This window comes from Photobacterium piscicola (assembly GCF_046058925.1).
Taxonomy (GTDB): domain Bacteria; phylum Pseudomonadota; class Gammaproteobacteria; order Enterobacterales; family Vibrionaceae; genus Photobacterium; species Photobacterium piscicola.
In genome coordinates, this window is sequence record NZ_CP175534.1 from 1,283,815 (window position 1) to 1,308,680 (window position 24,866).

Sequence of the window (24,866 nt, forward strand, 5' to 3'; positions counted from 1 at the left end):
TTAACTCTCAAGCTAAACTTAATCTTTTTTAATTGAGGCCTGTAGTGCTTTTGCAAATTTTTGTGCAAGAACTTCACGTTGTGCAACAGGTACATTGGCATTGATAATGTTAGTAGCAATATCACCTACAACCATTAGGGCTAATTCTGGTGATGTTTTATGTTTGTCTAGAACATCGAACACGTCATCAATGATTTGTTCAACTTTTTTAGTGCTATATTTTGAAGTGATTGGCATAAGAAATCTTGTTTAATGTTTAGGATAACGACTTATGATAACCTAGAGTTCAGTTTTCCTGAAAACCTTTTCCATTATGAGTCTTACACTTTCGAACGTCATTCTACATCAATTAGTAAAAAACGACCAAGATGATTTAGAAATTCATCTTAGAAATCAAACCCTTGATAATGATTCTGCGACAGAAGATCTTGTTGCTGAATTACATCGAATTTATAGTAGCAAAGGAACAAAAGGCTTCGCGCATTTTGCTGCTGATAGTGAGTTTGCTCATTGGTTGAAACAATTTCGTCAAGGAGAGTTAGATTTCCTGACGTTTTCAAATCAATCAGTGCAACGTTTACAGGTTGAATTAGCGAAATATCCGTTTTCTGAAGCGGGTACTTTAGTGATGGCTGAATACCAGTCATTGGCAACAGACTATTTGTTTATTGGTATGTTACCGACGTGTCATAGCATGAAAGTCACTGATCAATTAGGTATCAGTGCGACTGACTATCTTGATATTAATAAGATGGATATCGTTGCACGTATTGATTTGTCATCATGGGAAACTAACCCAGAATCAACCCGCTATCTTACTTTTGCTAAAGGTCGCGTAGGGCGTAAGATCGCTGATTTCTTCCTTGATTTTATGCAAGCAGAAGTAGGTTTAGACGTTAAAGTTCAAAACCAAGTCTTGATGCAAGCGGTAGAGGATTTTTGTGCGGATTCTCGTCTAGATAAAGAAGAAAAGCAGCAATATCGTAAACAAGTTTATGATTACTGTAATGGTCAGCTGCAAGCGGGTGATGAAGTTACCGTAAAAGAGCTATCCGGTGAGTTACCTGCGGCAGATGATGGTACTAATTTTTACGATTTTACTTCAAAGCAAGGTTACGAGTTAGAAGAAAGTTTCCCTGCCGATCGTACTGCAATGCGTAAATTGACCAAATTTGTTGGCTCAGGCGGTGGTATGACGCTTAACTTTGACAGTATGTTATTAGGTGAACGTATTTTTTATGATGCAGAAACCGATACATTAACCATCAAAGGCACGCCGCCTAATTTGAAAGATCAGTTATTACGTCGTTTAAATAGCGATAATTAATAACGACTGTTATGCAGTACTATTAGTAATAAATAAAGCCACTGTGAAGTATGCACTCACTAATATTTGCATATATCACAGTGGTTTTTTGCTATTTAAAGCGTCAATCTTGAACATCGATGATGTTTTTTTATATTTGTACATTGTTCGCAATTTATTCGAACAATGTATTAAAGTTTAATAAATAACCATCGGTCTAATTTTGGTTATGATTTTTGCCCATTAGGTTCTGATTTTTGCATAAATTTGATTTTTATCATTGGCACTGCAGGGGATGGATGGATAATGGCACAACTATGATAGTTATTAACAATCATTCAGTTCGTTCGCAGCGTGAACTGAATACAGTGAAAGCGATGATTCGCCTATATTGTAAAACGTTGCACCGTGGAGCAGTAATGTGCTCTGAATGTGAAAGTCTTATCGAGTATGTTGAGGAGAGAGTAACAGGTTGTCGTCTTGGCGAAGAAAAGCCAAGTTGTATGCATTGTATTGGGCATTGCTATCAATCTGCCAAGCGTCTTCAGATGATCCACGTTTTACGTTGGAGTTATCCACATTATTTTTGGCGTCACCCATTTAGGGCTATACACTTTAAGTTAGACAATTTACGTAGTGTCCAAATGTCAGCCGCAAAAGCCGATATTATCGCAAAAACGAGTTAAATCCATATTGATTTTGTTGAACCGATATTGATTTAACCTAACAACTGAAAAGATTGTACCTCTTTGTAAATCATGCCAATGTGGATTATTTACAAAGAAAAAAGGCTGCAGAAATGCAGCCTTTTTTAATGTTTTTTTATAGGTTATTGTTGCGCGATTTTTACAAGTACTTGCTGCAATAAGCGAATACGTGGCTCAATTGAAGCCAAATCTAACCATTCATCTGCACTGTGGAAACCTGCACCAATTGGACCTAAACCATCTAAGGTTGGAATACCTAAGACTGCGGTTAGGTTAGCATCAGAACCACCACCAACTGCTTGCCACGTAATATCAATGCCTAGCTCTTTACCGACCGCTTCCACTTGCGCCATTAACACTTCAGTTTGTGGGCTTGGCACCATTGATGGTTTGTGTGCTTCTCGCTCAACTGTAATCGTAACCCCATCAACAAACGGTGTTTCTGTTAGTGTACGAATTTGAGCATCAACCGCCGCATACTCATCGTTATCCCAGAAACGCACATCAACCACCACTTCTGCGAAATCAGGTACGATATTAGCGCCAGCGCCACCACTGACAACGCCAGCGTTTAAGGTTGTGCCTGACTCAAAATTGGTCATGGTGTTAATGGCTAGAATCCAATGTGCCATTTCGGTGATTGCACTGCGACCATTTTGAGGCTCATTACCTGCGTGCGCTGCTTTACCGTGGAAACTTAAACGATAACGCGCCATGCCTTTACGCGCTTTAACCAATGAACCATCAGCACGTGCAGCTTCTGCAACTAAAACATGGTTAGCGTTAATAGCAACGCTCTTGAGCCATGCTTCTGAGTGTAGTGAACCAATTTCTTCATCTGGGTTCATACATACACAAATGGATAAAGCATCGAGCGCGGTAGGATCCAGATCACGCAAAGCATAAACCACACTTAATAAGCCTGATTTCATGTCAGAGACACCAGGACCATAAGCGCGTTCATTATCATGGGTCATTGGGCGAGCGGCAGCAGTGCCTGCTGGGAAGACGGTATCCATATGGCCAATTAACATCACATCAATATGATCAGCGTCAGGCTTATTACGTACTTCTAAGCCAGTTCCTGCAATACCACAATCAATGCGTTTAACATGCCAACCTAAATCAAGGTATTTTTGCGCCATGATGGTTGCAACCACATCGATACCATCAACGGTTAATGTACCGCAATCAATATTAATAAGAGGGCGTAGCTCTTCGAGATAATTATTCAGAGAAAAAGACATAGTAAAGGCTCCGAGCCATTGATGGCTTATCGGTAATAAAAGAGAGAAAACGCACTAAAGATTAAATGGCTTCAGTGCGCTCAGCAATTACACTAAAACGTTCATCACAAACATTGCAGCAAAGGCATTTAATACCGAAATGGCAATCATGATTGGAATATAGCGACCTTCGGTACGAATTGGTCCCATAATTCGGCCCATGTATTGCACCTGTGAGCCCATCAAATAAATAGCAGGAGCAAGAATCGCAATGTGCTCGCCATTTAAAATACCTTGGTCAAATAAGGTAATAACCACACCTACTGCGCCGCCCATTGACATCCATGCGCCTATCAATACCGCCGCCGCTTCACCAGGAAGACCAAAAATAGCCATGATAGGTGAGAATAATGTTCCCATTACTTCTAGTGCGCCGGTGATTTGCAGCGCTTTGATGATCACGAACGCCATTAATACGTTAGGCACTGTTGAAGTGGTTGCAATTACCCAGCCTTTTTTAGCGCCTTCAACAAAAATATCAGTAACCATAGGTTTTTTTGCAGTCGTCATTATGCGTTCTCCGTGCTTACTGTTGTTGGTTTAGTATCTTTGTTGTCTTTGCCTTCAGTGATGTTTAAGTAGATACGGAAAATATTCGCACCCACAAATTTGAAGATAAACATAATCGCAACCGCAAGGCCGATAGAAGAAGTAACAGCGGGTTCACCTGATGCTGTGGTTAAGGTAAATAGCACTGCCCCTGATGAGAAGAAGTTAACAATCGCGGCACCAGCAGAAAACTGGAACATGGTAAAAATATCTGTTTCTCGTTTGGTTAAGTGACCCTCATCCTGTAATTGACGAGTCATCGCTGCGCCAGCATCAGTACTTTGTAGTGAGGCAATTAAAGCCAAACCTGAGTTACCCGGAATACCCATTAATGGGCGTAGTAGAGGGGTTAATAATTTACGAGCAGCATCGAGCGCACCGTAATGCTCAAGTACATTGATCATACCTAAAGCAAACATCACTGTTGGAATTAACGTTAACGCAAAAATAAAGCCATCACGCGCACCGCTACCACCTTTACCTCTAAATGATGTTGAAGCTGCTTCCACGCCTTCTGCAGTATCGTTAACTGAATAAACCACATTACCGAATGAGCCATTTAAGGTTGTGAAGTCAAATACGCCATACCACTGATTAGATTGTAATGCTCCTGAAAAGAAAATGACGGCAAAGGCGAGGGCAAGGTAGCTGCCAATGGTAACTTTACGACCTTCTATTGCGTTGTTACTCATAGATATATCCTTATAAAACGTAAAATAAAAAATGGTTTACCAAATAAACACCGATAATTATTTTTATGGCTACGTTTTCAAATGTTGTATTTAGTGGTTAATTCGGTAATAACGGTATTTTCATTAAAAATGAATTTGAAATATTGACGAGGGTCAAGGTGTTGGATGGAAAAGTAAGTTTGATGAAATGTGGTTCTTATATTTGTGAACTGGCTCTATAAAGGTGCTGACTGTTGGGTCAATAACGGGGAGTGTTGCGACTGGGAGGAATACGGAATAGAAGGGGGTTTTAAATAAATACCTTTTAGGTATCAATTGGTTGTGCGATGATTTATTGGTTGGGAAGTGTGGTTTTCTATCTTTGTTTTAATAAAAAAAACGCACCTATAAAAGAGGTGCGTTAATGTTATTGTGATGATGCAATGCAGCTTATGACGTTAAACGCTTCACTGTCATTAATTCATCTTCGTCATCTTCAGCTAATTGCTCTGCACTTGCTGGTGGACAGCGATCCACAAACCAGCCCATGTAAGACGTCACAATCGTCACAATAATACACACAAAGCTTAACCACATGAATGGCGCGTAAGAGAAGGTAGCGACACCTAAAATACTCGCCATGTAGATACCATTATCACTCCAAGGCACCATGCCGGAGGTAAGTGTGCCACCAAATTCAGCATTACGTGATAAGTTCTTACGTTGGTAACCTAAACGGTCATAGTTCTTAGCACAAATCTTTGGCGTTAGAATTAATGATACGTACATTGCAGAACCAAAGACGTTACCGAGGAAAGCCGTTGCAATGGTTGATACTGCAAGACTGCCTGCTGAATTTACTTTACGTTCAAATAAACGGGCAATTGTTTGTAGTACGCCAACTTTATCAAGTAAGCCACCAAAACCTAAGCCAAAGATAATAACAGCCACAGAACCAAGCATGGATGACATGCCGCCACGGTTTAGGATTGCGTCAATAAATTCAACCCCAGAACTGATAGAGAATGGCGCCCAAGCTGCATTAATCGCTTTAAGCGGATCCATGCCCTGAACCATAACAGCCCATGCAATACCTAGCAGTGAACCAAATGAAATAACAGGGAAAGACGGTAAACGGAACGCTAACAGCACCAACACGATAATGACTGGAATAAAGGATAATGGTGAAATAACAAATTGTTTATCCATCGCTGCAATCACAGAATCAACTTGTGACATATCAACACTACCTGCGTAGTGAAAACCTACCGCGGTAAATAGAATGCCAGTGATGATATAGCTGATCAGTGCAATAGGTAACATGCCTTTGATGTGTTCCATAATCTCAACGTTAGACATTGAAGAGGCCAGGATCACTGAATCTGATAGTGGTGACATTTTATCACCAAAATAGCAGCCAGAAAGTACGGCACCCGCAGTCATTGGTGCGGGAATACCTAAGCCTTGGCCAATACCCATCATTGCAATACCCGCGGTACCTGCTGCGCCCCAAGATGTACCTGTTGCTAATGCCGTCAATGAACAAATGATCATTGTCGCTAGCAAGAAAATGGAAGGGTGAATCGCTTCAAGTCCGTAATAGATAATGGTTGGCACAATACCACCAGCAATCCAAGTACCTACTAATGAGCCAACGGCTAGTAATATTAATACTGCACCTAAACCGTTAGCGATGCCCTTAGTGGCTGCTTTTTCTAACGATTTGTAATCGTGTCCGAGTTTAATACCTAATGCAATAATCACAAACCAACCAATATATAATGCTAGTTGGATTGGCAAATTCAATTTTGAGGTAAAAGAGAATGCAAGGGCAAGGAAAATACCGAGGGCAATAATGACTTGCATTACTGACGGTAGTTTCACGATTGTCTGTTTTTCCATACTTCTAACCTTGTTTTATCGAGCTTGTTGAAATTGGGTCCAACCCAACCAATCAATACTATTTATCATTGGTTTTTAAATCGGATTGAAAAAGACGGCGCTTGAATCGGCGCTACTCTATCAAATTGATTTATCATCGTGATAAATAATGTTTCTTTCTGTGATCTAAGTCTTTTTGGTGCCGATCTTTCGTAAAACACTGACTTTAGTTGTTCTTTTAGTGTTAATTGATGGTTCTTATGTTGTGTTTTATGTTTATTATAAAGTCGTAGTGTATCTATAAAAATCGCACAAAAAGCGAGAGATAAAGTATAAAAAGCTATTAACTATAAGGGTTATGAACTATCTAGCTACTTAATCACAGCGCTGAAGATTATCAGGGAAAGGCATTTTTTTCAAAGATATGACAATAGTCACTTTTTATTAAGTTGATTGCATAAGTTAGGAATAAGCTCTTTAAATATACATAAAAGCTTGTTTTTAGGTTAATTACGGTTGGTTTTTATGCGTTTTTTTGATTTTTTATTGCTGATAATAAAACCTAATATGACTAATAAGAAACTCAAATGATAAGAAAACAGTAAAATATGCTTATCTTAAACACAGATATATTTTATTTATAATTGAAAATTATACTTGTTTTTAATCATGTAAATCTCTATAGATGGATAAAGAAATTTCAATACAACAGGGAGTGTAGTTGCAAATGATGACAGTAGGTTTAGTGGGTTGGCGTGGCATGGTTGGCTCTGTATTAATGCAGCGCATGGTCGAGGAAGGTGACTTTGCGGTTATTGATCCGGTCTTTTTTACTACATCACAAGTGGGTTTAGCGGCGCCTAATTTTGGAAAAGATGCTGGTGTATTACAAGATGCGTTTGATCTTGAAGCGTTAAAGCGACTTGATGTGGTGATTACCTGCCAAGGTGGTAGTTATACAGAGAAAGTGTATCCCGCATTACGTCAAGCCGGTTGGAAAGGCTATTGGATTGATGCGGCATCAACATTACGGATGCAGCTTGACTCAATCATTACATTAGATCCGGTTAACTTTGATCAGATTCAACAAGGTATTCATAGTGGTATTAATACTTATGTTGGCGGCAATTGTACGGTTAGTTTGATGCTAATGGCTGTGGGTGGCTTATATAAAGCGGGATTGGTTGAGTGGATGACATCACAGACTTATCAAGCTGCATCGGGTGCTGGTGCCAAGAATATGCGTGAGTTAATCAGCCAAATGGGTGTGGTTAATGATTCCGTTGCTAGTGAGTTAGCGAATCCAGCGTCGTCAATTTTAGATATTGATCGTAAAGTTGCGCAAACACTGCGTGCGGCAGATTTTCCAGCTCAACAATTTGGTGCGCCATTAGCGGGTTCATTGATTCCATGGATTGATGTTAAGCGTGATAATGGTCAAAGCAAAGAAGAGTGGAAAGCATCGGTTGAGACCAATAAAATTTTAGGTATTCAAGATAGTCCGATTCCGATTGATGGTACGTGTGTACGTATTGGCGCAATGCGTTGTCATAGCCAAGCATTAACATTAAAGCTTAAGAAAAATGTACCGCTTGATGAAGTGGAAGCTATCATTGCATCCCATAATGATTGGGTTAAAGTGATTCCAAATGAGCGTGATATTACGGTGCAAGAATTGAGCCCAGCAAAAGTAACAGGGACATTATCAGTGCCTGTGGGTCGTTTGCGTAAACTTGCAATGGGTGATGATTATTTAAATGCATTTACGGTGGGTGATCAGTTGCTTTGGGGCGCTGCTGAGCCATTACGACGTACATTACGAATTTTACTAGCAGCAAAAGCCTAATTTTAAATATTAGAGCAATAAAAAAACCCGCTTAAATAAGCGGGTTTTTAGTGTTTTTATTACTGTAAATTAAGCAGCTAGATTTTTAGCAGCGAAGTCCCAGTTAACCAATGCCCAGAATGCAGCCATGTAATCAGGACGAACATTGCGGTAATCGATGTAGTAAGCATGCTCCCAAACATCAACAGTTAGAAGTGGTGTCATTTTCAGACCTTCTTCTGCAATAGGGCAACCTGCGTTTGACGTGTTAACGATTTCTAATGCGCCATCTTCAGTTTTAACTAACCATGTCCAGCCTGAACCAAAGTTGTTGATTGCTGAATCTGTGAATTTAGCTTTGAATTCTGCGAAAGAACCAAATGCTTTAACAATAGCATCTGCTAATTCGCCAGTTGGCTCGCCGCCGCCATTTGGACTTAGGCAATGCCAGTAGAATGTATGGTTCCATACTTGAGCTGCGTTGTTGAAAACACCACCAGTAGAAGTCTGTACGATTTCTTCAAGAGATTTTTCAGCAAGGTCAGTACCTTCAACAAGACCGTTTAGCTTAACAACGTAAGTGTTGTGGTGTTTACCGTAGTGGTATTCTAGCGTTTCTTGAGAGATATGTGGCTCAAGAGCGTTGATAGCGTACGGTAGAGCTGGTAGTTCAAATGCCATTGCTCAATTCTCCATTTTAATTTTAGTTATTGGGCTTAATACCCACGACATTACTTCTAGTAGACGTTGGCGCCTACTTATTATTTGAATCTGACCGTTTTATTTTAGCAAGTTTTTAGTTTATTAAAAGCATTATGCTTAAAAAAATACCCTATACCTCGTTATTGGTAAGGTCAATAACCACTTAATAGATATCAATATAACTAAGATTACGCTTTATTATTGAAAAGAGAACCGAAACATAATTTGAAAGTATTTTTATTGGTGACGATAACCAAGTAGAATGGTAGGGTTTATAATAAATGATTATTAAATTTGTACGAGGAAGCTATGGAAACTATCGATAAAATTAAGCAACAAATCGCAGATAACGCTATTTTGTTGTACATGAAAGGCTCTCCAAAATTACCAAGCTGTGGCTTCTCATCACAAGCATCACAAGCGTTAATGAACTGTGGTGAAAAATTTGCGTTTGTAGATATTCTTCAAAACCCTGATATTCGTGCTGAACTACCTGTTTACGCACAGTGGCCAACATTCCCACAATTATGGATTGACGGTGAGCTAATTGGTGGTTGTGACATCATTTTGGAAATGTTCCAAAAAGGTGAATTACAAACACTAATTAAAGAGTCTGCTGCACGTCGTGATGCACAAGCGGCTGAATAAGTTAGTTTGTTAAGTGTGTTGTTTTGCACTGATAAAAAAACCGCCAACTATTATGGCGGTTTTTTTGTATTTAATACTTAGTATTGGATCACTACAGTATCATTGATGCTATCCAACCAAAGGCTATCAGTGGCAAGTTGTAGTGAATAAAGGTCGGTACGACAGAATCCCAAATATGGTCATGCTGTCCATCGGCATTCAAACCCGATGTTGGACCTAAGGTTGAATCAGAAGCTGGAGAGCCTGCATCACCAAGTGCTGCTGCAGTACCTACGATAGCAATCGTTGCCATTGGTGAGAAACCAAAAGACAAACATAAAGGAACATAGATTGTCGCTAGAATTGGAATGGTAGAGAACGATGAGCCAATACCCATAGTGACCAATAAACCCACCACAAGCATTAACAATGCTGCCAGTGGTTTGTTATTGCCAATAACACCTTCTAATGAGTTAACTAAGGTTTCAACGCCACCTGTCGCTTTCATTACTGCCGCAAAACCTGCCGCTGCAATCATAATAAAACCGATCATTGCCATCATATGGACACCTTTAGTGAATACATCGTGGGTTTCTTTCCACTTGATAACACCAGTAAAGGTAAACACCATAAAGCCAACTAAACCCCCGACAATCATTGAACCACTATAAAGTTGTGCACCTAATGCGGCAAAAATAGCACCAACAGCAATATAAACATGGCGCATATCAATGACTTTTTTCTCTGGCTCACTGGCAAGAATTTTTTCTACTGAGTATTCACGTGGTTTACGGTAGCTTACAAAAATAGCGGTTAATAAACCAAATAACATGCCACAAGCGGGCAATATCATGGCAATCGGCACTTGGCTTGCTACAACATCTAACCCGTTATCATGTAAATTTTTCAGCAGAATATTATTTAGAAAAATACCGCCAAAACCAATAGGAAGTACCATATAAGGCGTGACTAAACCAAACGTTAAAACACAGGCAATTAAGCGTCGATCAAGTTTAAGTTTGGCAAATACATGCAATAGCGGTGGAATAACAATCGGAATAAAGGCGATATGGACTGGAATAACGTTCTGAGAAGAAATGGCAAGTAACACTAAAATGATAAGAACGCTATATTTCACACCAGTAGCGGCGGCGATATTTTCATGGCCACTAATGTGCTTAATCACTTTTTGAGCAAGGACATCGGTAATGCCTGATCGTGAAATAGCGACGGCAAAAGCACCTAGCATGGCATAACTTAGGGCTGTTGTTGCTCCTCCGCCTAAACCACCTTCAAAGGCAGAAATAGCATCGGTAAGGGATAATCCTCCGATGAGGCCACCAATAATGGCACTAAATGTAAGCGCAACCACGACATTGACACGCATTAAAGCGAGTACCAGCATGATGCATACGGCGATAATTACAGGGTTCATAAAACGTGAGTTCCATCCGTTGTTTGCATTATTACTTCGTTTGTTTGTCAGTGATAATCACTGCAACACGCGATTTAATTGTTATATATGAGACTTTGATCTCATATCTCACAGTGTGCTTGATTTTCAGCATTTGTCGAGCACTAATTTTATGCTGATATTTATATCTAACAACGGTCATATGAAAATATCATATTGTTTTATATGATAAAAAAAAGCGAGTATTTAACCCGCTTTTATTATGGTTAGTTTTACCAAATAAAATTTTAAGGTACTGCCGTAATTACACTTTTATCGTTAATGGTGATGTTTTTACCCATTGTATTTACAAATGACGCTATCTCCTGTTGCATTTCTTGTGTGACTGCAGGGCTTAGGGTTGGATCGAGTAATGACGAATGACCACCTTGATTAAATAATACCGCAGCTTGAATTAACTGATCAGTAATGGATTGATTGGTTACTGTGAGGTTAAGTCCGGCAATTAAAGGGGTCGTGCCCGTAAAAGGAGAATAGGACTGTAAGATATCCGTCTCCTCAACGGTTGCCCCTAGTGGTGTCATATTAGGAATTGTCGCATCATCTTTTACTTGTGCTAAATATAATGCCGTATTTGAACTAACTTGTGGCGCATGATTGGTGGGATCTATGGTATCTAATACAGTTTGAGCAGCATAAGCAAAGCGGTTAAAGGTGGTATAAATAGCGGCTAATGTGGCGAGTGATGTGGGATCGCCTTGTGATATTAACTGTGTTTGATAAGCATTAAAACACGCCGCAGCCGTTAATGATTGTTGGTCACAAAACGCTTTAAATTCAGCATTGCTACTGAGCATTAAGTTACCTTTAACAAAATCACCAAAGCTACCTGAATTCAGCAGTAGATAAGGAATTTCGCCGCCAGGATTGGCGAATGCAAGTGCATTGATATTAAAGTAAGCGGCATCTATTGGTGGTGATCCTAGGCTACGATTAGCAATATTTGCGACACTAACCCCGGTAATGGCACCTAAAGAGTGGCCAATAAAAGTGATGCCTTGGGTTGGATTTAAGGTTTTTAAATGTCCTAATTTATTGATTGTAGAACTGTCACCTTCAATAATTGTTGTTAATATTTTGCCAATGGTTGCTCGTAAATTAATAATATCCGTAGTGCTTTGGCGTAAATTATCACGGGCGACGGTAAGTGCTGATAAATTTAAATAATATTCAGGATGACCATCACTGGCACTGCCGGGAACACCATCAATAGTGCGGCTTCCATGTAGAGGATGGTCAATCGCAAAAATAGCCTGACAATGATCATTAATAATATTGTCGGCAAGTGCGATTACTGTGCCTTTGTTGCTGGTAATACCATGTAAATAAATAGTGGTGCTATTTTTCCCTATATTGTCACACTTGGCGGCTGTGGGTAAAATTAAAGTGTAATCAATATATTGTACTGATTGTAATTTTGGTAATGGACTAAAACGGGTGATCAGGCGCTGTGGATCAAGTTGTTCACCATTCGATAAAGTCAGCGTAGCCCCCGCTAATGCGACCAAGAGTTTGCTTTGAACTTGAGGATCTGCCGCGGCTGCAATATCTGCTGGGGTGATATTAAGTGTTGCCAATTGCGCAATAATTGTGGCTTTATCAGCATCACTTCCGCTGGCGAGTACTGAGCTGATAATGGCGATGCTTGGCATACCGCTCTGCCAAGGTGTGGTTGCAAAGTTGTTGGCGCTATTATTTAAAAAATAGGGCAATGCAACGGTACCTGTGTAAATTTCTCCTTTTCCAGCTGGCGTCTGTGTTTTTGTGTCAGTGAGGTTAGAGAAGCTAAATAGGTTACGTAAATCAGAGGTTGTCACGTTATCGGCAACAGCACTACCTTTCCATACTGTGTTTGCTCCTTGTTGAATGGCAAGTGCTGTGGCTGCTTTAACACTAAACAATACATCGCCAACAGCGGCGGTGGTGAACCAACTGGAGAAAATAATGCTGTCTTTATTGATGCCTATTTTTTCAAACTCGGTTTCTGTTTTGTGCGTGATTGTTTGAGCGGGAATTAAGGCTGGAGTGGGAGCTGTTGCTTGCGCTTTTAATACTGCATAAGTGTTGCTCATACCAACCTTGTCACCATTATTGTCTTGCAGATCATTGGTGACAGCAAACATATAATTATGGGCTGGTTTTAATGGTTTTAATAGCACTACCGTTAAAGTGGTGCCTGATGCAGAGAGTGCAAAGTCGCCGTTAGCTTGAGTGAGTTTTATTGGCGTTGTTGTGTCGGCATCATTGGTCGGATTAATTGATTCAATTAAATAAAAACTATTATTTAAGGTTGTTGTATCAAGATCCACACCGACGAATTGCAATTGTAGCGGTTGACTCGTACTCCAACCATCCGTTTGTCCCATGGCGACTAATGGATCACTACTATTATTTGGATCGACGGCTGCGGCTTCGGTATTTAAGGTGCCATCACGGCTATCCATTAATAAATACGTCGGTTGAACGAGAATAGGGTTTTGTGGATCGCTGATTAAATCAAAATTAATTTTAGTGGCTGCATTTATACTCTCGGTAATAGTGGGATCAAGGGTGGGTGCTCCTTCAATCTTGCTATCACCACCACAACCGATTAACCCTAAACTTGTTGTCAGTATCGTTAAAATATACTTATTCATATATTCCCTTATTAAATGTTGTTATCCATGGGGGCTAAAAGGCGTAGTTAAGTTGTGCTGCACCAATATAAGCAACGCTGCTGGCCGTAAAACGGTCGTTATTTTCAATAAAATCACTCTCTTTGCCATAGACGTAGCTAAAACCAACATCAATGCTTAATTGAGAGTTATAGTGATAAGTTGCGCCGGCCGAGTACCAAAAACGATCGGTATCAGGAATACTGAGTGTGGCTTTGCCGCCTTGTTCGTCATAGGCAAACCCAGCCCGTAACGTTACGTTGGGATGTAGAGTATAAGTCGTGCCAATCGCCCATCGGAATGCATCTTTGTAATCTTCATCTTTTAATAAACACACCCCGGGCATTTGGCCGCCAAAGTTACATTGTGAATTAGTGGCACGTAACTCTTTAAAGCTGCTCCATTGGGTCCAAAACAGGCTGTAATGAATCGCTATTTGATGGTTGAGTTGATGAAAGCCTGATAACTCAGCGGTTGCGGGAAGTACGACGGGCAGTTTGCCTTTGATGGTGTTACCTCTATTGCTACTGCCAAGCACAAGTCCAGAGTAGTCAGTAAAATCGCCTTTAAAATCGAGATCGACTTTAGAACGATAAGCAATACCAAAACGATTATTGTCGTTTACCTCATAAAATGCACCGATATTCCAGCCCCAACTCCAAGTATCACCTTCCATGTTGATTGTTTTATCACTGGGCTTAATTGCAGGATAAAAAGGCAACGCATTCTGACCATAGTGACGGTAGAGTTCAGCTGAGGCATAAACGGCATTGATTCCCACGCCAAGGCTTAATTGCTCGGTGACTTTATAAGCGACACTGGGGTTTAAATTAATGGCAACTAATGAGGTTTTCCCCGCTGAAGTGCCATCATAAAAATCAGCAGGGTAATCGGTGGTTACGCCATAACCTGAAAATAAAGCGACCCCCCAAGAGAGACGATCATTGATGGGCATCACAAAGTAACTAGCAGGTACAAAAGCCATTGGTGCAACATTTTTAGCGGTTTGGACACCATTGGGAGCGTCATGGGCGGTAATATCAATATCTGGTGCAACAATACTGCCGACGACTGAAACCGCCATTGTTTCAAAGTGTGTCATTGCAGCAGGGTTTCGAGAAATAACCGCTGGATTATCAGCTATAGCGGCTTCTCCTGCAAAGGCTCGGCCTAAACCTGATGCTGATTGTTCTGATACTTGAAACCCCGCAGCAAAGGCGGAGGTGGCGGTAAGACTGCTACAAAGAGCAAGGGAAATATAACGTATATTTACGGACATTATTCTGCCTCTCAACGATCATTATTTCATTTTTTATTCATCCATGAGGAAAAACAAAACGCATTACAGATTTAGTATAAGAGTAATGTTGTATATTTGTTAAATTATGCGAGCTAATTATTAATTTTGATGATTATTTTCAATGAAAGGTGTGAAGGTAACTAGTGATGGAGTGTTGCGGGGCATAAAAAAACCCATACTAAGATGGGCTTAAACAAGAGCTGCTGAATGATTGAGATTTACTCTACTGATGGCTCTTCTGTGGGAGTGCATAACGGCCACCCACCTAATTGTTTCCATTTATTGACTATTTTACAAAACAGTTCAGCGGTGCGTTCGGTATCGTATAACGCTGAGTGTGCTTCACGGTTATCAAATGGAATTTCTGCAGTTTGACAAGCTTTAGCTAGCACTGTTTGTCCATATGCTAAACCACTTAGCGCCGCAGTATCAAAGGTCGCAAAAGGATGGAATGGATTACGTTTTAGTTTTGCGCGCTCTGATGCCGCCATTACAAAACTATGATCAAACGTTGCGTTATGCGCCACCATGATCGCTCGTGTGCAATCAGTGTGTTTTTGTTCTTTTCTGATTTGCTTATAAATTTCTTTCAGTGCCACTTCTTCTGATACTGCACCACGTAATGGGCTAAATGGGTCGCGAATACCATTAAATTCTAATGCTTCTTTGTGTAAAATCGCGCCTTCAAAAGGAGCTACATGGAAGTGAAGGGTTGTTGCAGGTTTTAACCAACCATCTTCATCCATTTGTAGAGTGACAGCACAAATTTCTAATAAGGCATCAGTTTTTGAATTAAAACCTGCAGTTTCAACGTCAATGACGACAGGAAAGTAGCCGCGAAAGCGACTTTTTAGGGTATTGAATTGGTTATCTTGGCTCATAGCACTGCTGTCAAAATAATAGAATCAGGTATTATGGCAGATTAATAGCTTAATTTCATTGCTGTTCGCGATCGTTCTCGAATTGAATGCATTGATATTTCTATACAGTAAGACAAGGCTAAAGCTCACGTCATGGGTGCCGATATAGAGGCATACTGTTGTCATTGTTGCTGTATTATTTTCTTCTAATTTGGTTATGAAATGAATTTAATTGAATTATTAACACCTTGGCTGCGAATTGGATTGATCATGAGTGTTTTTTTCTTTATGCCAGCAGCCATGGCTAAAAATTATTTAGCGCAACCTAGCCAATCACAATGGCAAGTGATTGTTGATACTCCCTTAGAATGTCGTCTAAATCATGATATTCCGGGTTATGGTAGTGCGCAATTTTCAGCACGTTCTAGCAAACAAATGAATCTTCATTTTGAGTTAAAAATGAATCGTCAATTGGGGGCGACGCGTAATGTTAAGCTTACATCGATGCCACCGTCATGGATGCCGGGTGATGCGGCTTATGCGATGACAAATTTGAAGTTTTTTAAACAATTTGATGGGTATATTGGCGGAAATACTGCGTGGCAAATGTTAGCGGAATTAGAAGATGGGCGTAATCCTACATTTAGTTATAAAACATGGCCCGTACAGCAGCAACGACAATTGGAAGTTGGTTTGTCGGCGGTGAATTTTAATAAGTCATATCAAGATTTTAGTCATTGTTTAAATAACTTAATGCCATTTAGCTTTGATGATATTGCCTTCACTATTCTGCATTATAATAATGACAGTGATAAGCTGGATAATATGTCGCAAAAACGATTGGCACAAATTGCTGATTATGTTCGTTATTCCGATGATATTGATTTAGTGCTGGTGGCTGCGTATAGCGATGCTGCTCTTGGTACCGTTGAAGGGCAACGTTTATCAGAACAGCGCGCTGCAAAAATTGAAAGTTATTTTAAAGGGCTAGGTTTACCTGAAAATAGAATTCAGGTGGAAGCATATGGAAAAAGACGACCGATTGCTGATAATTCGACTCCTGTTGGCCGTAATCAAAATCGCCGAGTGGTGATTTCATTAGGTAGAAGTGAAGCATAAGACGCTCTTGTGCAATGTTAATCTAGCGTTGACATTGCTTACTTGAATATACTTTATGATAGCGGTGTTAATTATCATATAATGACTTGGGTATGAAGAAGCGTCTACTCATTGGTATCGTGATTATTATTGCGGCCATTATTGGAATTAAAACATACACAACGAGTGTTGAAAAAACAGCTCCTGTGACGACTAAAGAAACCGTAAAAAAGTTGTTAAAGCCAATTTAAAACCGGTTGCTGAAGCAATAAAAAATCAACAATTATGTCAATCAGGTGCAGCCACGGAATTACAAGCGTTAGGTCATGAAGGGCAACCTTTAGCGCGAAGCATGGCTTATATTGCACTAGCACAAGACAGTTATCTTCAAGGCGACAAGCAAAAAGCGGAAGTAGAATTACAACAATCGTTAGATGCGGGCGGTAAAAAAATGTCACCTCAACAGCGTGAAAAGTTATTTGATACGCTTGATAAAGGGGCGGCAGAGTTAGCGGCTAAACGTCAACAAAATGGCTTTACTAAAGACTGTCAACCATTGTAATTAAGCAGTGATTAAAAACAAAAAAGGAGCATATTTATGCTCCTTTTTTTATAGCGTTATGATGTTCAAATGTCGACTTTTAAATGTCAATTTTATCTTTATATTCACAAAGGTCTTCAATAATACAGCTACCACAACGGGGCTTGCGTGCAACACAGGTATAACGGCCCTGTAAAATAAGCCAGTGGTGGACATCGACTTTAAATGCAGCAGGCACCACTTTTAGTAGCTTTTGTTCTACTTCTTCAACATTTTTTCCAATAGCGAACTTGGTGCGATTACAGACTCGAAAAATATGAGTATCAACTGCAATAGTCGGCCAACCAAATGCTGTGTTAAGGACGACATTTGCTGTTTTACGCCCCACTCCCGGTAAGGCTTCTAATGCTTCGCGATTTTCAGGAATTTCTCCATTATGTTTATCTAATAGAATACGGCATGTTTTGATGACGTTTTCAGCTTTAGAATTAAATAAACCAATGGTTTTTATATATTGTTTTACGCCATCAACACCAAGATCAAAAATAGCTTGGGGTGTATTAGCGATAGGGTAAAGCTTATCCATTGCTTTATTGACACTAACATCTGTTGCTTGTGCTGACAGTAAAACTGAAATTAACAACTCAAACGGTGTCGTCCAATGTAGCTCAGTTTGTGGGTGTGGGTTTTCGGCTTGTAATCGTTCTAATATTTGAACCCGTTTCTGATTATTCATAGTCTTTCCTGACGCAATATAATGCCAATATCACCATGATCAAGGGTGAGCACCTATAGGGATAGTTGGCATATTTGAGCATATTCATAGCAAGAGTAAAACTGGCTTAAAAGCCAGTTTTAGTTCTGAAAAGTCACAAATACGGTATTACTTAACATCAGTAATACGTGCACGTTCCACTTTCGGTTGTTGTTGTTCTTGGGTTGATTGTTTATTTTCTTTATATTTATCAATGATATTTTTTAGAGCGATCATGAAACCCACGCCAATAAATGCGCCTGGTGGTAGCATCGCGAGTAAAAAGCTACTGTCAAAATGAAATATTTGAACATGCAGCACCGACGCCCAATCACCTAATAAGCGGTTGGCACCATCAAATAATGAGCCTTTACTTAAAATTTCACGCATAGCACCCAGTAAAAATAGCGCTGATGTCATACCTAGACCCATCCATAAACCATCTAATACCGCAGGTAATGGCTTATTTTTTGAGGCAAAGGCTTCTGCTCGACCGATAATAATACAGTTAGTTACAATCAATGGAATAAAAATACCTAATGACTTATATAAGCCATAGACATAGGCATTCATTAATAACTGCACACAGGTTACCAATGATGCAATGATCATCACAAACACAGGAATTCGAATTTCTGATGGTACCCATTTTCGAATGATGGAAATAGTAAAGTTAGACATTACCAAAACCATGGTCGTCGCAAGACCTAATCCGAGCGCATTGGTTGCTGTTGATGATACCGCTAATAATGGACATAAACCTAACAACTGCACGACAGTTGGGTTGTTGTACCATAAGCCATTTTTCATCAACTCTTTATAAGATGTTGTCATAATTATTCACTCGGACAGTCTAGTGGCTGGTTCAGAATCTGCTGTTGATTATTTTGCCAGTACAACGAGATATTTTTTACTGCTTTAACCACTGCGCGTGGAGTAATGGTTGCGCCAGTAAACTGATCAAATTCACCGCCATCTTTACGGACATGAAATTTAGGATCGTTAGCGCCATTGACTCGCTTACCTGTGAAACTATAGATCCAATCACTGACAGTGGTTTCAATTTTATCACCCAGTCCTGGCGTTTCATGCTGTTCTAAAATACGAACGCCAGTGATAACCCCTTTAGTATCAAGGCCTACAATTAATTTGATTGCGCCACTGTATCCATCCGGTGCAATTCCTTCAATCGCAATCCCTGTTGGTTTACCTGCTTGAGTCGCAATATAAGCTGGCATCGGTGTTTTGGTGCCGATATAGCGTAGATCTTTAACTAGCGTACAACTCTTATAAAGTAAGTTGTCATGGCTTGCGACAGGAATAACTTGGTTAAGTGTATTCAGTAATTGCTGTTGCTGCTGTTCAAAAATACGATCAGCCGTTAAATAGTGAGTTAGAGAGACTAATGCTGTCGACAATAAGGCAAAAATAGCCAGAATTAGACCATTTTTTTTCATGGATTTAAACATGGGCATACTCATTATTAGTGTCCATAAGTGCGTGGACGAGTGTAGTAATCGATGATTGGCACACATAAATTGGCGAGTAGCACTGCAAAGGCGACCCCATCAGGGAAACCACCCCAAGTACGAATGAGATAGATCATTATGCCAATAAAAGCACCAAAGATCAGTCGACCTTTTACCGTTGTTGAGGCCGTTACTGGATCGGTGGCGATGAAGAATGCGCCAAGCATTGTTGCGCCAGAGAACATATGTAATAGCGGCGAAGCTGCGACACTTGGATCAAGCACATGCATAATGCTACTAATAACCAGTAATGACGTTAGCATTGCAACCGGAATATGCCATTGAATAATACGTAATTTAAGCAGTAGCAAACCACCTAATAAGAAACCAATGTTAACCCACTCCCAACCAATACCTGCTAGTGTGCCGTAAACTGGTTTTTTCATTGCTTCTGCAATCGTCATTCCGGTTTTTAATGATGTTTTTAGGGTGTCTAATGGCGTTGCCATTGTGTAGCCATCAACTGACATTTTGAGTTGTTGAATACTAAAACCATCAGGGGTGTAACCCGTAAAGATTGCAGACAGGCTATCCATAAATGTCACAGGGTTAGCACTTAAAGATGCTGGTGGTAACCATGTTGTCATTTGAACAGGGAATGAAATCAATAGCACTACATAAGCAACCATTGCTGGGTTAAATAGGTTTTGTCCCATACCGCCATAGAGGTGTTTTGCGACAACAATCGCAAAGAATACACCAATGACGGTGATCCACCACGGTGCCAGTGGTGGAATAGAAATACCAATTAATACCCCGGTTAATAGTGCAGTATTATCACGTAAATAAGGTGCTAATGGACGTTGGCGTAATTTAAGTACAATGGCTTCAAATGCAAGAGCACACAGAGATGCAAAAACAATTTGGATAAGTGTTCCCAAACCAAAAAAATAGCATTGAGCAATAACACCAAAAATCGCACATAAAATAACCGTTCGCATAATGGTACTTGTGCTGCGACGGTTATGTGCATGGGGTGAGCTGGCAATATTAAAAGCCACGATTATTCTTCCTCAATGTTGGGTTGTACTTTATTTGCTTGTTGTGCTGCTTTACGGGCTTTCGCTCGTGCAACGGCAGCAGCAACTGCCGCTTTTTTAGGATCGACTGCAACGTCAGTGTTTGTTTCGGCAACAGGCGCCGTATCTGTTGTTACGTCGTTAGCAGGTGCTTGTTGTGCTGCTTTACGGGCTTTCGCTCGTGCAACGGCAGCAGCAACCGCCGCTTTTTTAGGATCGACTGCAACGTCGGTGTTTGTTTCGGCAACAGGCGCCGTATCTGTTGTTGTATCGTTAACAGGTGCTTGTTGCGCCGCTTTACGGGCTTTCGCTCGTGCAACGGCAGCAGCAACCGCCGCTTTTTTAGGATCGACTGCAACGTCAGTGTTTGTTTCGGCAACAGGCGCCGTATCTGTTGTTACGTCGTTAGCAGGTGCTTGTTGTGCTGCTTTACGGGCTTTCGCTCGTGCAACGGCAGCAGCAACCGCCGCTTTTTTAGGATCGACTGCAACGTCAGTGTTTGTTTCGGCAACAGGCGCCGTATCTGTTGTTACGTCGTTAACAGGTGCTTGTTGCGCCGCTTTACGGGCTTTTGCACGTGCAACGGCAGCAGCAACTGCCGCTTTTTTAGGATCGACTGCAACGTCGGTGTTTGTTTCGGCAACAGGCGCCGTGTCTGTTGTTGTATCGTTAACAGGTGCTTGTTGCGCCGCTTTACGGGCTTTTGCACGCGCAACAGCGGCAGCAACTGCATCTTTCTTATCTGTATTTTGTGCTGGTGATTGATCTGAGTCGGCTTGCTGTTGTTGTATTAATTCAGCATGTTTGGCTGCTTTTTGCTCGCGAGCTTGAAGTTTACGCTGCTTACGTAAGGCGGCCATTTCACTGTTATCAGGCTCAGCATTCGTTTCTGGTACTGAAGCGGCTTGTCTGGCTTTTGCTTTAGCAATAGCGGCAGCAACTGCAGGTTTAATGGTTGGTGCTGTTGTTTCTGTTGCCGCAGCTGCTTGTTTCGCTTTTACTCGCGCAATAGCTGCTGCAACAGCATCATCGCCACCAGATGCTGCCATATTTTGACGACGATCCGTTGCTGCTTTAGCAAAGCGGTTTTCACGTTCAGCTTTATCGCGTTCCATACGCTGCTGTTTGGCTTCAAAACGTTGACGTGCACGTTCGGCACTCATTTCATCTTGTTGGCGTTCCCAAATTTCAGCTTTGGCTTGGCGATAATACTGTACCAATGGAATTTCACTTGGACAAACATAAGCACAAGCACCGCATTCAATACAGTCGCTTAAATTATATTCTTCACATTTGTCGTAGTTTTTGTCTTTTGCATACCATTGTAACTGTTGTGGTAATAATGACGATGGGCAAACATCAGCACAAGCAGAACAACGAATACAGGCCATTTCGTAAGTATGCAGCGGTAACTCTTTACGCTTAGGCGTTAAAATACAGTTGGTAATTTTGGTAATTGGTACATTGGCATGTGGCAATGTAAAGCCCATCAGCGAGCCACCAATAATGACGCGAGGGTGTTTTTTATCGGCTTGATAACCAAATTTTTCAAGTAGATAAGCGATTGGTGTTCCTAATAAGGCAAACACATTACCGCGTTGTTTAAAGGCTTCACCTGTTAAGGTCACTACGCGTTCAATTAATGGCTCACCGTTAACAATAGCGCGCTTAATTGCAAAAGCGGTACCTACGTTCTGCATAATAACCCCGATTGAGGTTGAGCGTGCTTGGCTAGGTACTTCTCGGCCTGTTAATAGCTTAACCAGTTGTTTAGAGCTGCCTGAAGGGTATTTGGTTGGAATAACACGAATAATAATATTATCGTCTTCACTAATACAGGCTTCTAATGCTTTGATTGCTTCAGGTTTGTTGTCTTCGATACCAATTAAAGTTAATTTTGGCGCAATAATATGACGTAAAATACGCACGCCCTCGATAACTTCATCCGCATAATCTTGCATGAGACGGTCATCGGCAGTGATATAGGGTTCACATTCAGCAGCATTGATGATCAGTATATCAACGTTACCTAAACCACCTTGAAGTTTACGTGCGGTTGGAAAACCGGCACCGCCAAGGCCTGCTATACCCGCAAGACGAATAGCTTCAATCAGTTCAGCTGGATCGCGATCTTGATAATCAGGGTATTGCGTTGCATGACACCAAGTATCTTGGTTATCGGTTGCAATTACGATACATAAATCGGTTAAGCCAGAAGGATGGGCGGTTGTTCGTTGCTCAATCGCCGTGATAGTGCCAGAGCTTGGAGCATGAATAGGCACACACATCGCAATATCACCTTGCGTGAGTGGTTGGCCTTTGAGAACGTGATCGCCAATATTGACGATAATATCACCGCGAGAACCAATGTGTTGTTTTAGTGGCAACACTAATTCGTTAGGAATGCCCGCAGTTTTAATTGGCTGCGTATTTGATAATGTTTTATTTTCCGCAGGGTGAATACCACCGTGGAAATCCCACAATTTACCTTGTTTAATTTGTTCAATAATCGATAGCATGACTATGGCTTAACCTTTTCTGCATTCGCTGTCGCAGCAATATTAACAACCGGTATTTGGTTGAGTTGCCATTTCCAGTTATCTGGTGTTTCTTTAACTGGGATCATTTCAATACAGTCTGTAGGACAAGGAGAAACACAAAGGTCACAGCCTGTACATTCGTCTTTTATTACGGTGTGCATTGATTTAGTGCCGCCAACAATGGCGTCTACAGGGCACGCTTGAATACATTTGGTACAACCAATACACATATCTTCATGAATAAAAGCGACTTTCTTAATACTATTAGTTACTTCATTCGAAGCCTGAGGCACTTCGACACCCATTAAATCGGCAAGTTTTTCAATGGTAGCTTGACCACCGGGTGGGCATTTATTAATGACTTCGCCATTTGCTATTGCTTCAGCATAGGGACGACAACCGGGAAAACCACATTGACCACATTGAGTTTGCGGCAAAATAGCATCAATTTGTTCAACAATAGGATCTGCTTCAACTTTAAAACGCACTGAAGCAAAACCTAAAATAAGGCCAAATATTGCAGCTAAAACAGCAATTACAATGGCAGCAATTAAGATCCCGCTCATTACAATTTCACCAATCCAGTAAAGCCCATAAAGGCAAGAGACATAAGGCCTGCGGTGATCATTGCAATCGAAGCGCCTTTAAAAGGAGCCGGTACATCGGCCGCTGCAATTCGTTCACGCATAGAAGCAAACAATACTAATACCAATGAGAAACCCACTGCCGCACCAAAGCCATAAATAACAGATTGAATGAAGTTATGGTGCTCATTGGTATTGAGTAAAGCGACACCTAATACCGCACAGTTGGTTGTGATTAACGGTAGGAAAATACCTAATAATCGATACAACGTTGGGCTAGTTTTATGCACGACCATTTCCGTAAATTGCACCACAACGGCAATCACGAGTATAAAACTAAGCGTGCGTAAGTATTGGATACCTAATGGTTCCAAGATGTAGGTTTCAACAAGATATGCGCACACAGAAGCAAGCGTTAGCACAAATGTAGTTGCTAAGCCCATACCGATAGCGGTTTCTAGTTTCTTAGATACACCCATAAAAGGACATAAACCTAAGAATTTAACGAGAACAAAGTTGTTTACCAACACTGTTCCGATCAGGAGTAAAAGGTATTCAGTCATACCGAGTTCATTATCATTGCAAGAGATCTCAACATTATCTGATTTTGTGAGCGCTATAACAACTCCTCAAGGGTAGGGTTTTATCTATTAATGGCCTTAAATTTGAGTAGTTGTTTGAAATATAAGTTTTTAGTGCAATAAATTTCTTCTTTTAAGCGAATAGCTTGTGTTTGGTTGTTAATAAAATACGTTGTTTTTGAATTTTAATTGTGCTGGTGGTGTTTTTAAATGGTGAACATGTTGCTAACTGTTATGAAAATTTAGCTGTTTTTTCTGAGTGTTTTTGTAAATTGTGATTGTAGCGGTTGTAAAATTAGCGAATTCTGCGTTTGATATAACTGAGTTTAATATAAATAATGTTCGTGATTACACGTATAACGAATAAACATAAGCGAT

General features: G+C 40.5%; 24 protein-coding genes. 7 read left to right on the top strand and 17 right to left on the bottom strand.

Annotation, left to right across the window (positions count from 1 at the left end; genetic code table 11):
* Positions 1–18: 18 nt before the first annotated feature.
* A complete protein-coding gene (locus ACJZU6_RS06355; RefSeq protein WP_045027757.1) occupies positions 19–237 on the bottom strand; it encodes a YejL family protein in 219 nt (72 codons plus the stop codon).
* Between the two features lie 76 nt (positions 238–313).
* On the opposite strand from ACJZU6_RS06355, the gene yejK reads away from it, so the two are divergent.
* Positions 314–1,327 carry a nucleoid-associated protein YejK gene (gene yejK, locus ACJZU6_RS06360; protein ID WP_080157942.1) on the top strand — a complete coding sequence of 338 codons (1,014 nt, stop codon included), beginning with the start codon at positions 314–316 and terminating at the stop codon, positions 1,325–1,327.
* Positions 1,328–1,623: 296 nt separating this feature from the next.
* Positions 1,624–1,992 carry a nitrous oxide-stimulated promoter family protein gene (locus ACJZU6_RS06365; RefSeq protein ID WP_080158162.1) on the top strand — a complete coding sequence of 123 codons (369 nt, stop codon included), beginning with the start codon at positions 1,624–1,626 and terminating at the stop codon, positions 1,990–1,992.
* Positions 1,993–2,135: 143 nt separating this feature from the next.
* On the opposite strand, the gene ACJZU6_RS06370 is transcribed toward ACJZU6_RS06365, so the two are convergent.
* From ACJZU6_RS06370 to nhaC, 4 genes are all read right to left on the bottom strand, one after another.
* Positions 2,136–3,260, bottom strand: a complete 1,125-nt coding sequence (locus ACJZU6_RS06370; RefSeq protein WP_408900824.1) for a M20 family metallopeptidase — start codon at positions 3,258–3,260, stop codon at positions 2,136–2,138.
* An 87-nt stretch (positions 3,261–3,347) separates the two neighbouring features.
* Complete coding sequence (locus ACJZU6_RS06375) at positions 3,348–3,809, bottom strand: YjiG family protein (protein ID WP_080157940.1); 462 nt, start codon at positions 3,807–3,809, stop codon at positions 3,348–3,350.
* Complete coding sequence (locus ACJZU6_RS06380) at positions 3,809–4,540, bottom strand: nucleoside recognition domain-containing protein (RefSeq protein WP_327762575.1); 732 nt, start codon at positions 4,538–4,540, stop codon at positions 3,809–3,811. The genes ACJZU6_RS06375 and ACJZU6_RS06380 overlap by 1 nt, the downstream gene beginning before the upstream one ends.
* Before the next feature lie 429 nt (positions 4,541–4,969).
* Positions 4,970–6,421, bottom strand: coding sequence for a Na+/H+ antiporter NhaC (nhaC, locus tag ACJZU6_RS06385; protein WP_080157938.1), 1,452 nt, complete (start codon positions 6,419–6,421; stop codon positions 4,970–4,972).
* A 709-nt stretch (positions 6,422–7,130) separates the two neighbouring features.
* Between nhaC and asd the strand changes: the two genes are divergently transcribed.
* Positions 7,131–8,246, top strand: coding sequence for an aspartate-semialdehyde dehydrogenase (gene asd / locus ACJZU6_RS06390; RefSeq protein ID WP_408900925.1), 1,116 nt, complete (start codon positions 7,131–7,133; stop codon positions 8,244–8,246).
* Between the two features lie 69 nt (positions 8,247–8,315).
* Here asd and sodB read toward each other — a convergent pair whose 3' ends face one another.
* Positions 8,316–8,906: a superoxide dismutase [Fe] gene (sodB, locus tag ACJZU6_RS06395; protein ID WP_045027784.1), complete on the bottom strand. Its 591-nt coding sequence runs from the start codon at positions 8,904–8,906 to the stop codon at positions 8,316–8,318.
* A gap of 330 nt (positions 8,907–9,236) precedes the next feature.
* Here sodB and ACJZU6_RS06400 point away from each other — a divergent pair, with 330 nt between their 5' ends.
* Complete coding sequence (locus ACJZU6_RS06400; protein ID WP_080157935.1) at positions 9,237–9,575, top strand: Grx4 family monothiol glutaredoxin; 339 nt, start codon at positions 9,237–9,239, stop codon at positions 9,573–9,575.
* 91 nt (positions 9,576–9,666) lie between these two features.
* On the opposite strand, the gene ACJZU6_RS06405 is transcribed toward ACJZU6_RS06400, so the two are convergent.
* The 4 genes from ACJZU6_RS06405 to rnt all read right to left on the bottom strand — a co-directional run bounded on the left by ACJZU6_RS06405 (position 9,667) and on the right by rnt (position 15,863).
* Positions 9,667–10,989, bottom strand: coding sequence for a Na+/H+ antiporter family protein (locus ACJZU6_RS06405; protein WP_080157934.1), 1,323 nt, complete (start codon positions 10,987–10,989; stop codon positions 9,667–9,669).
* Between the two features lie 266 nt (positions 10,990–11,255).
* Complete coding sequence (locus tag ACJZU6_RS06410; protein ID WP_408900825.1) at positions 11,256–13,664, bottom strand: VolA/Pla-1 family phospholipase; 2,409 nt, start codon at positions 13,662–13,664, stop codon at positions 11,256–11,258.
* A gap of 34 nt (positions 13,665–13,698) precedes the next feature.
* Entirely contained in the window at positions 13,699–14,961 is a 1,263-nt protein-coding gene (locus ACJZU6_RS06415; RefSeq protein WP_408900826.1) for an outer membrane protein transport protein, read from the bottom strand.
* Positions 14,962–15,200: 239 nt separating this feature from the next.
* On the bottom strand, positions 15,201–15,863 hold the full coding sequence (rnt, locus tag ACJZU6_RS06420) for a ribonuclease T (RefSeq protein WP_080157931.1): 663 nt from the start codon (positions 15,861–15,863) through the stop codon (positions 15,201–15,203).
* 201 nt (positions 15,864–16,064) lie between these two features.
* Here rnt and motY point away from each other — a divergent pair, with 201 nt between their 5' ends.
* The 3 genes from motY (at position 16,065) to ACJZU6_RS06435 (ending at position 17,502) form a co-directional block, all read left to right on the top strand.
* Positions 16,065–16,961: a flagellar protein MotY gene (gene motY, locus ACJZU6_RS06425; protein ID WP_080157930.1), complete on the top strand. Its 897-nt coding sequence runs from the start codon at positions 16,065–16,067 to the stop codon at positions 16,959–16,961.
* A 92-nt stretch (positions 16,962–17,053) separates the two neighbouring features.
* Complete coding sequence (locus ACJZU6_RS06430) at positions 17,054–17,191, top strand: hypothetical protein (RefSeq protein WP_408900827.1); 138 nt, start codon at positions 17,054–17,056, stop codon at positions 17,189–17,191.
* Positions 17,192–17,292: 101 nt separating this feature from the next.
* Entirely contained in the window at positions 17,293–17,502 is a 210-nt protein-coding gene (locus ACJZU6_RS06435; RefSeq protein WP_408900828.1) for a hypothetical protein, read from the top strand.
* A gap of 79 nt (positions 17,503–17,581) precedes the next feature.
* Here ACJZU6_RS06435 and nth read toward each other — a convergent pair whose 3' ends face one another.
* The 7 genes from nth to rsxA form a co-directional block, all read right to left on the bottom strand.
* Entirely contained in the window at positions 17,582–18,217 is a 636-nt protein-coding gene (gene nth / locus ACJZU6_RS06440; protein WP_080157928.1) for an endonuclease III, read from the bottom strand.
* 147 nt (positions 18,218–18,364) lie between these two features.
* Positions 18,365–19,069: an electron transport complex subunit E gene (locus tag ACJZU6_RS06445; protein ID WP_080157927.1), complete on the bottom strand. Its 705-nt coding sequence runs from the start codon at positions 19,067–19,069 to the stop codon at positions 18,365–18,367.
* Between the two features lie 2 nt (positions 19,070–19,071).
* Positions 19,072–19,704 (bottom strand): electron transport complex subunit RsxG, encoded by a 633-nt coding sequence (rsxG, locus tag ACJZU6_RS06450; RefSeq protein WP_080158161.1) that lies wholly within the window; start codon positions 19,702–19,704, stop codon positions 19,072–19,074.
* Positions 19,705–19,718: 14 nt separating this feature from the next.
* Entirely contained in the window at positions 19,719–20,765 is a 1,047-nt protein-coding gene (rsxD, locus tag ACJZU6_RS06455; protein WP_080157926.1) for an electron transport complex subunit RsxD, read from the bottom strand.
* 2 nt (positions 20,766–20,767) lie between these two features.
* Entirely contained in the window at positions 20,768–23,302 is a 2,535-nt protein-coding gene (rsxC, locus tag ACJZU6_RS06460) for an electron transport complex subunit RsxC (RefSeq protein ID WP_408900829.1), read from the bottom strand.
* A 2-nt stretch (positions 23,303–23,304) separates the two neighbouring features.
* Entirely contained in the window at positions 23,305–23,889 is a 585-nt protein-coding gene (gene rsxB, locus ACJZU6_RS06465; protein ID WP_080157924.1) for an electron transport complex subunit RsxB, read from the bottom strand.
* The gene (rsxA, locus tag ACJZU6_RS06470; RefSeq protein ID WP_080157923.1) at positions 23,889–24,470 is read right to left on the bottom strand and encodes an electron transport complex subunit RsxA; all 582 of its coding nucleotides are present in this window, start codon (positions 24,468–24,470) and stop codon (positions 23,889–23,891) included. The genes rsxB and rsxA overlap by 1 nt, the downstream gene beginning before the upstream one ends.
* Positions 24,471–24,866: the final 396 nt, after the last annotated feature.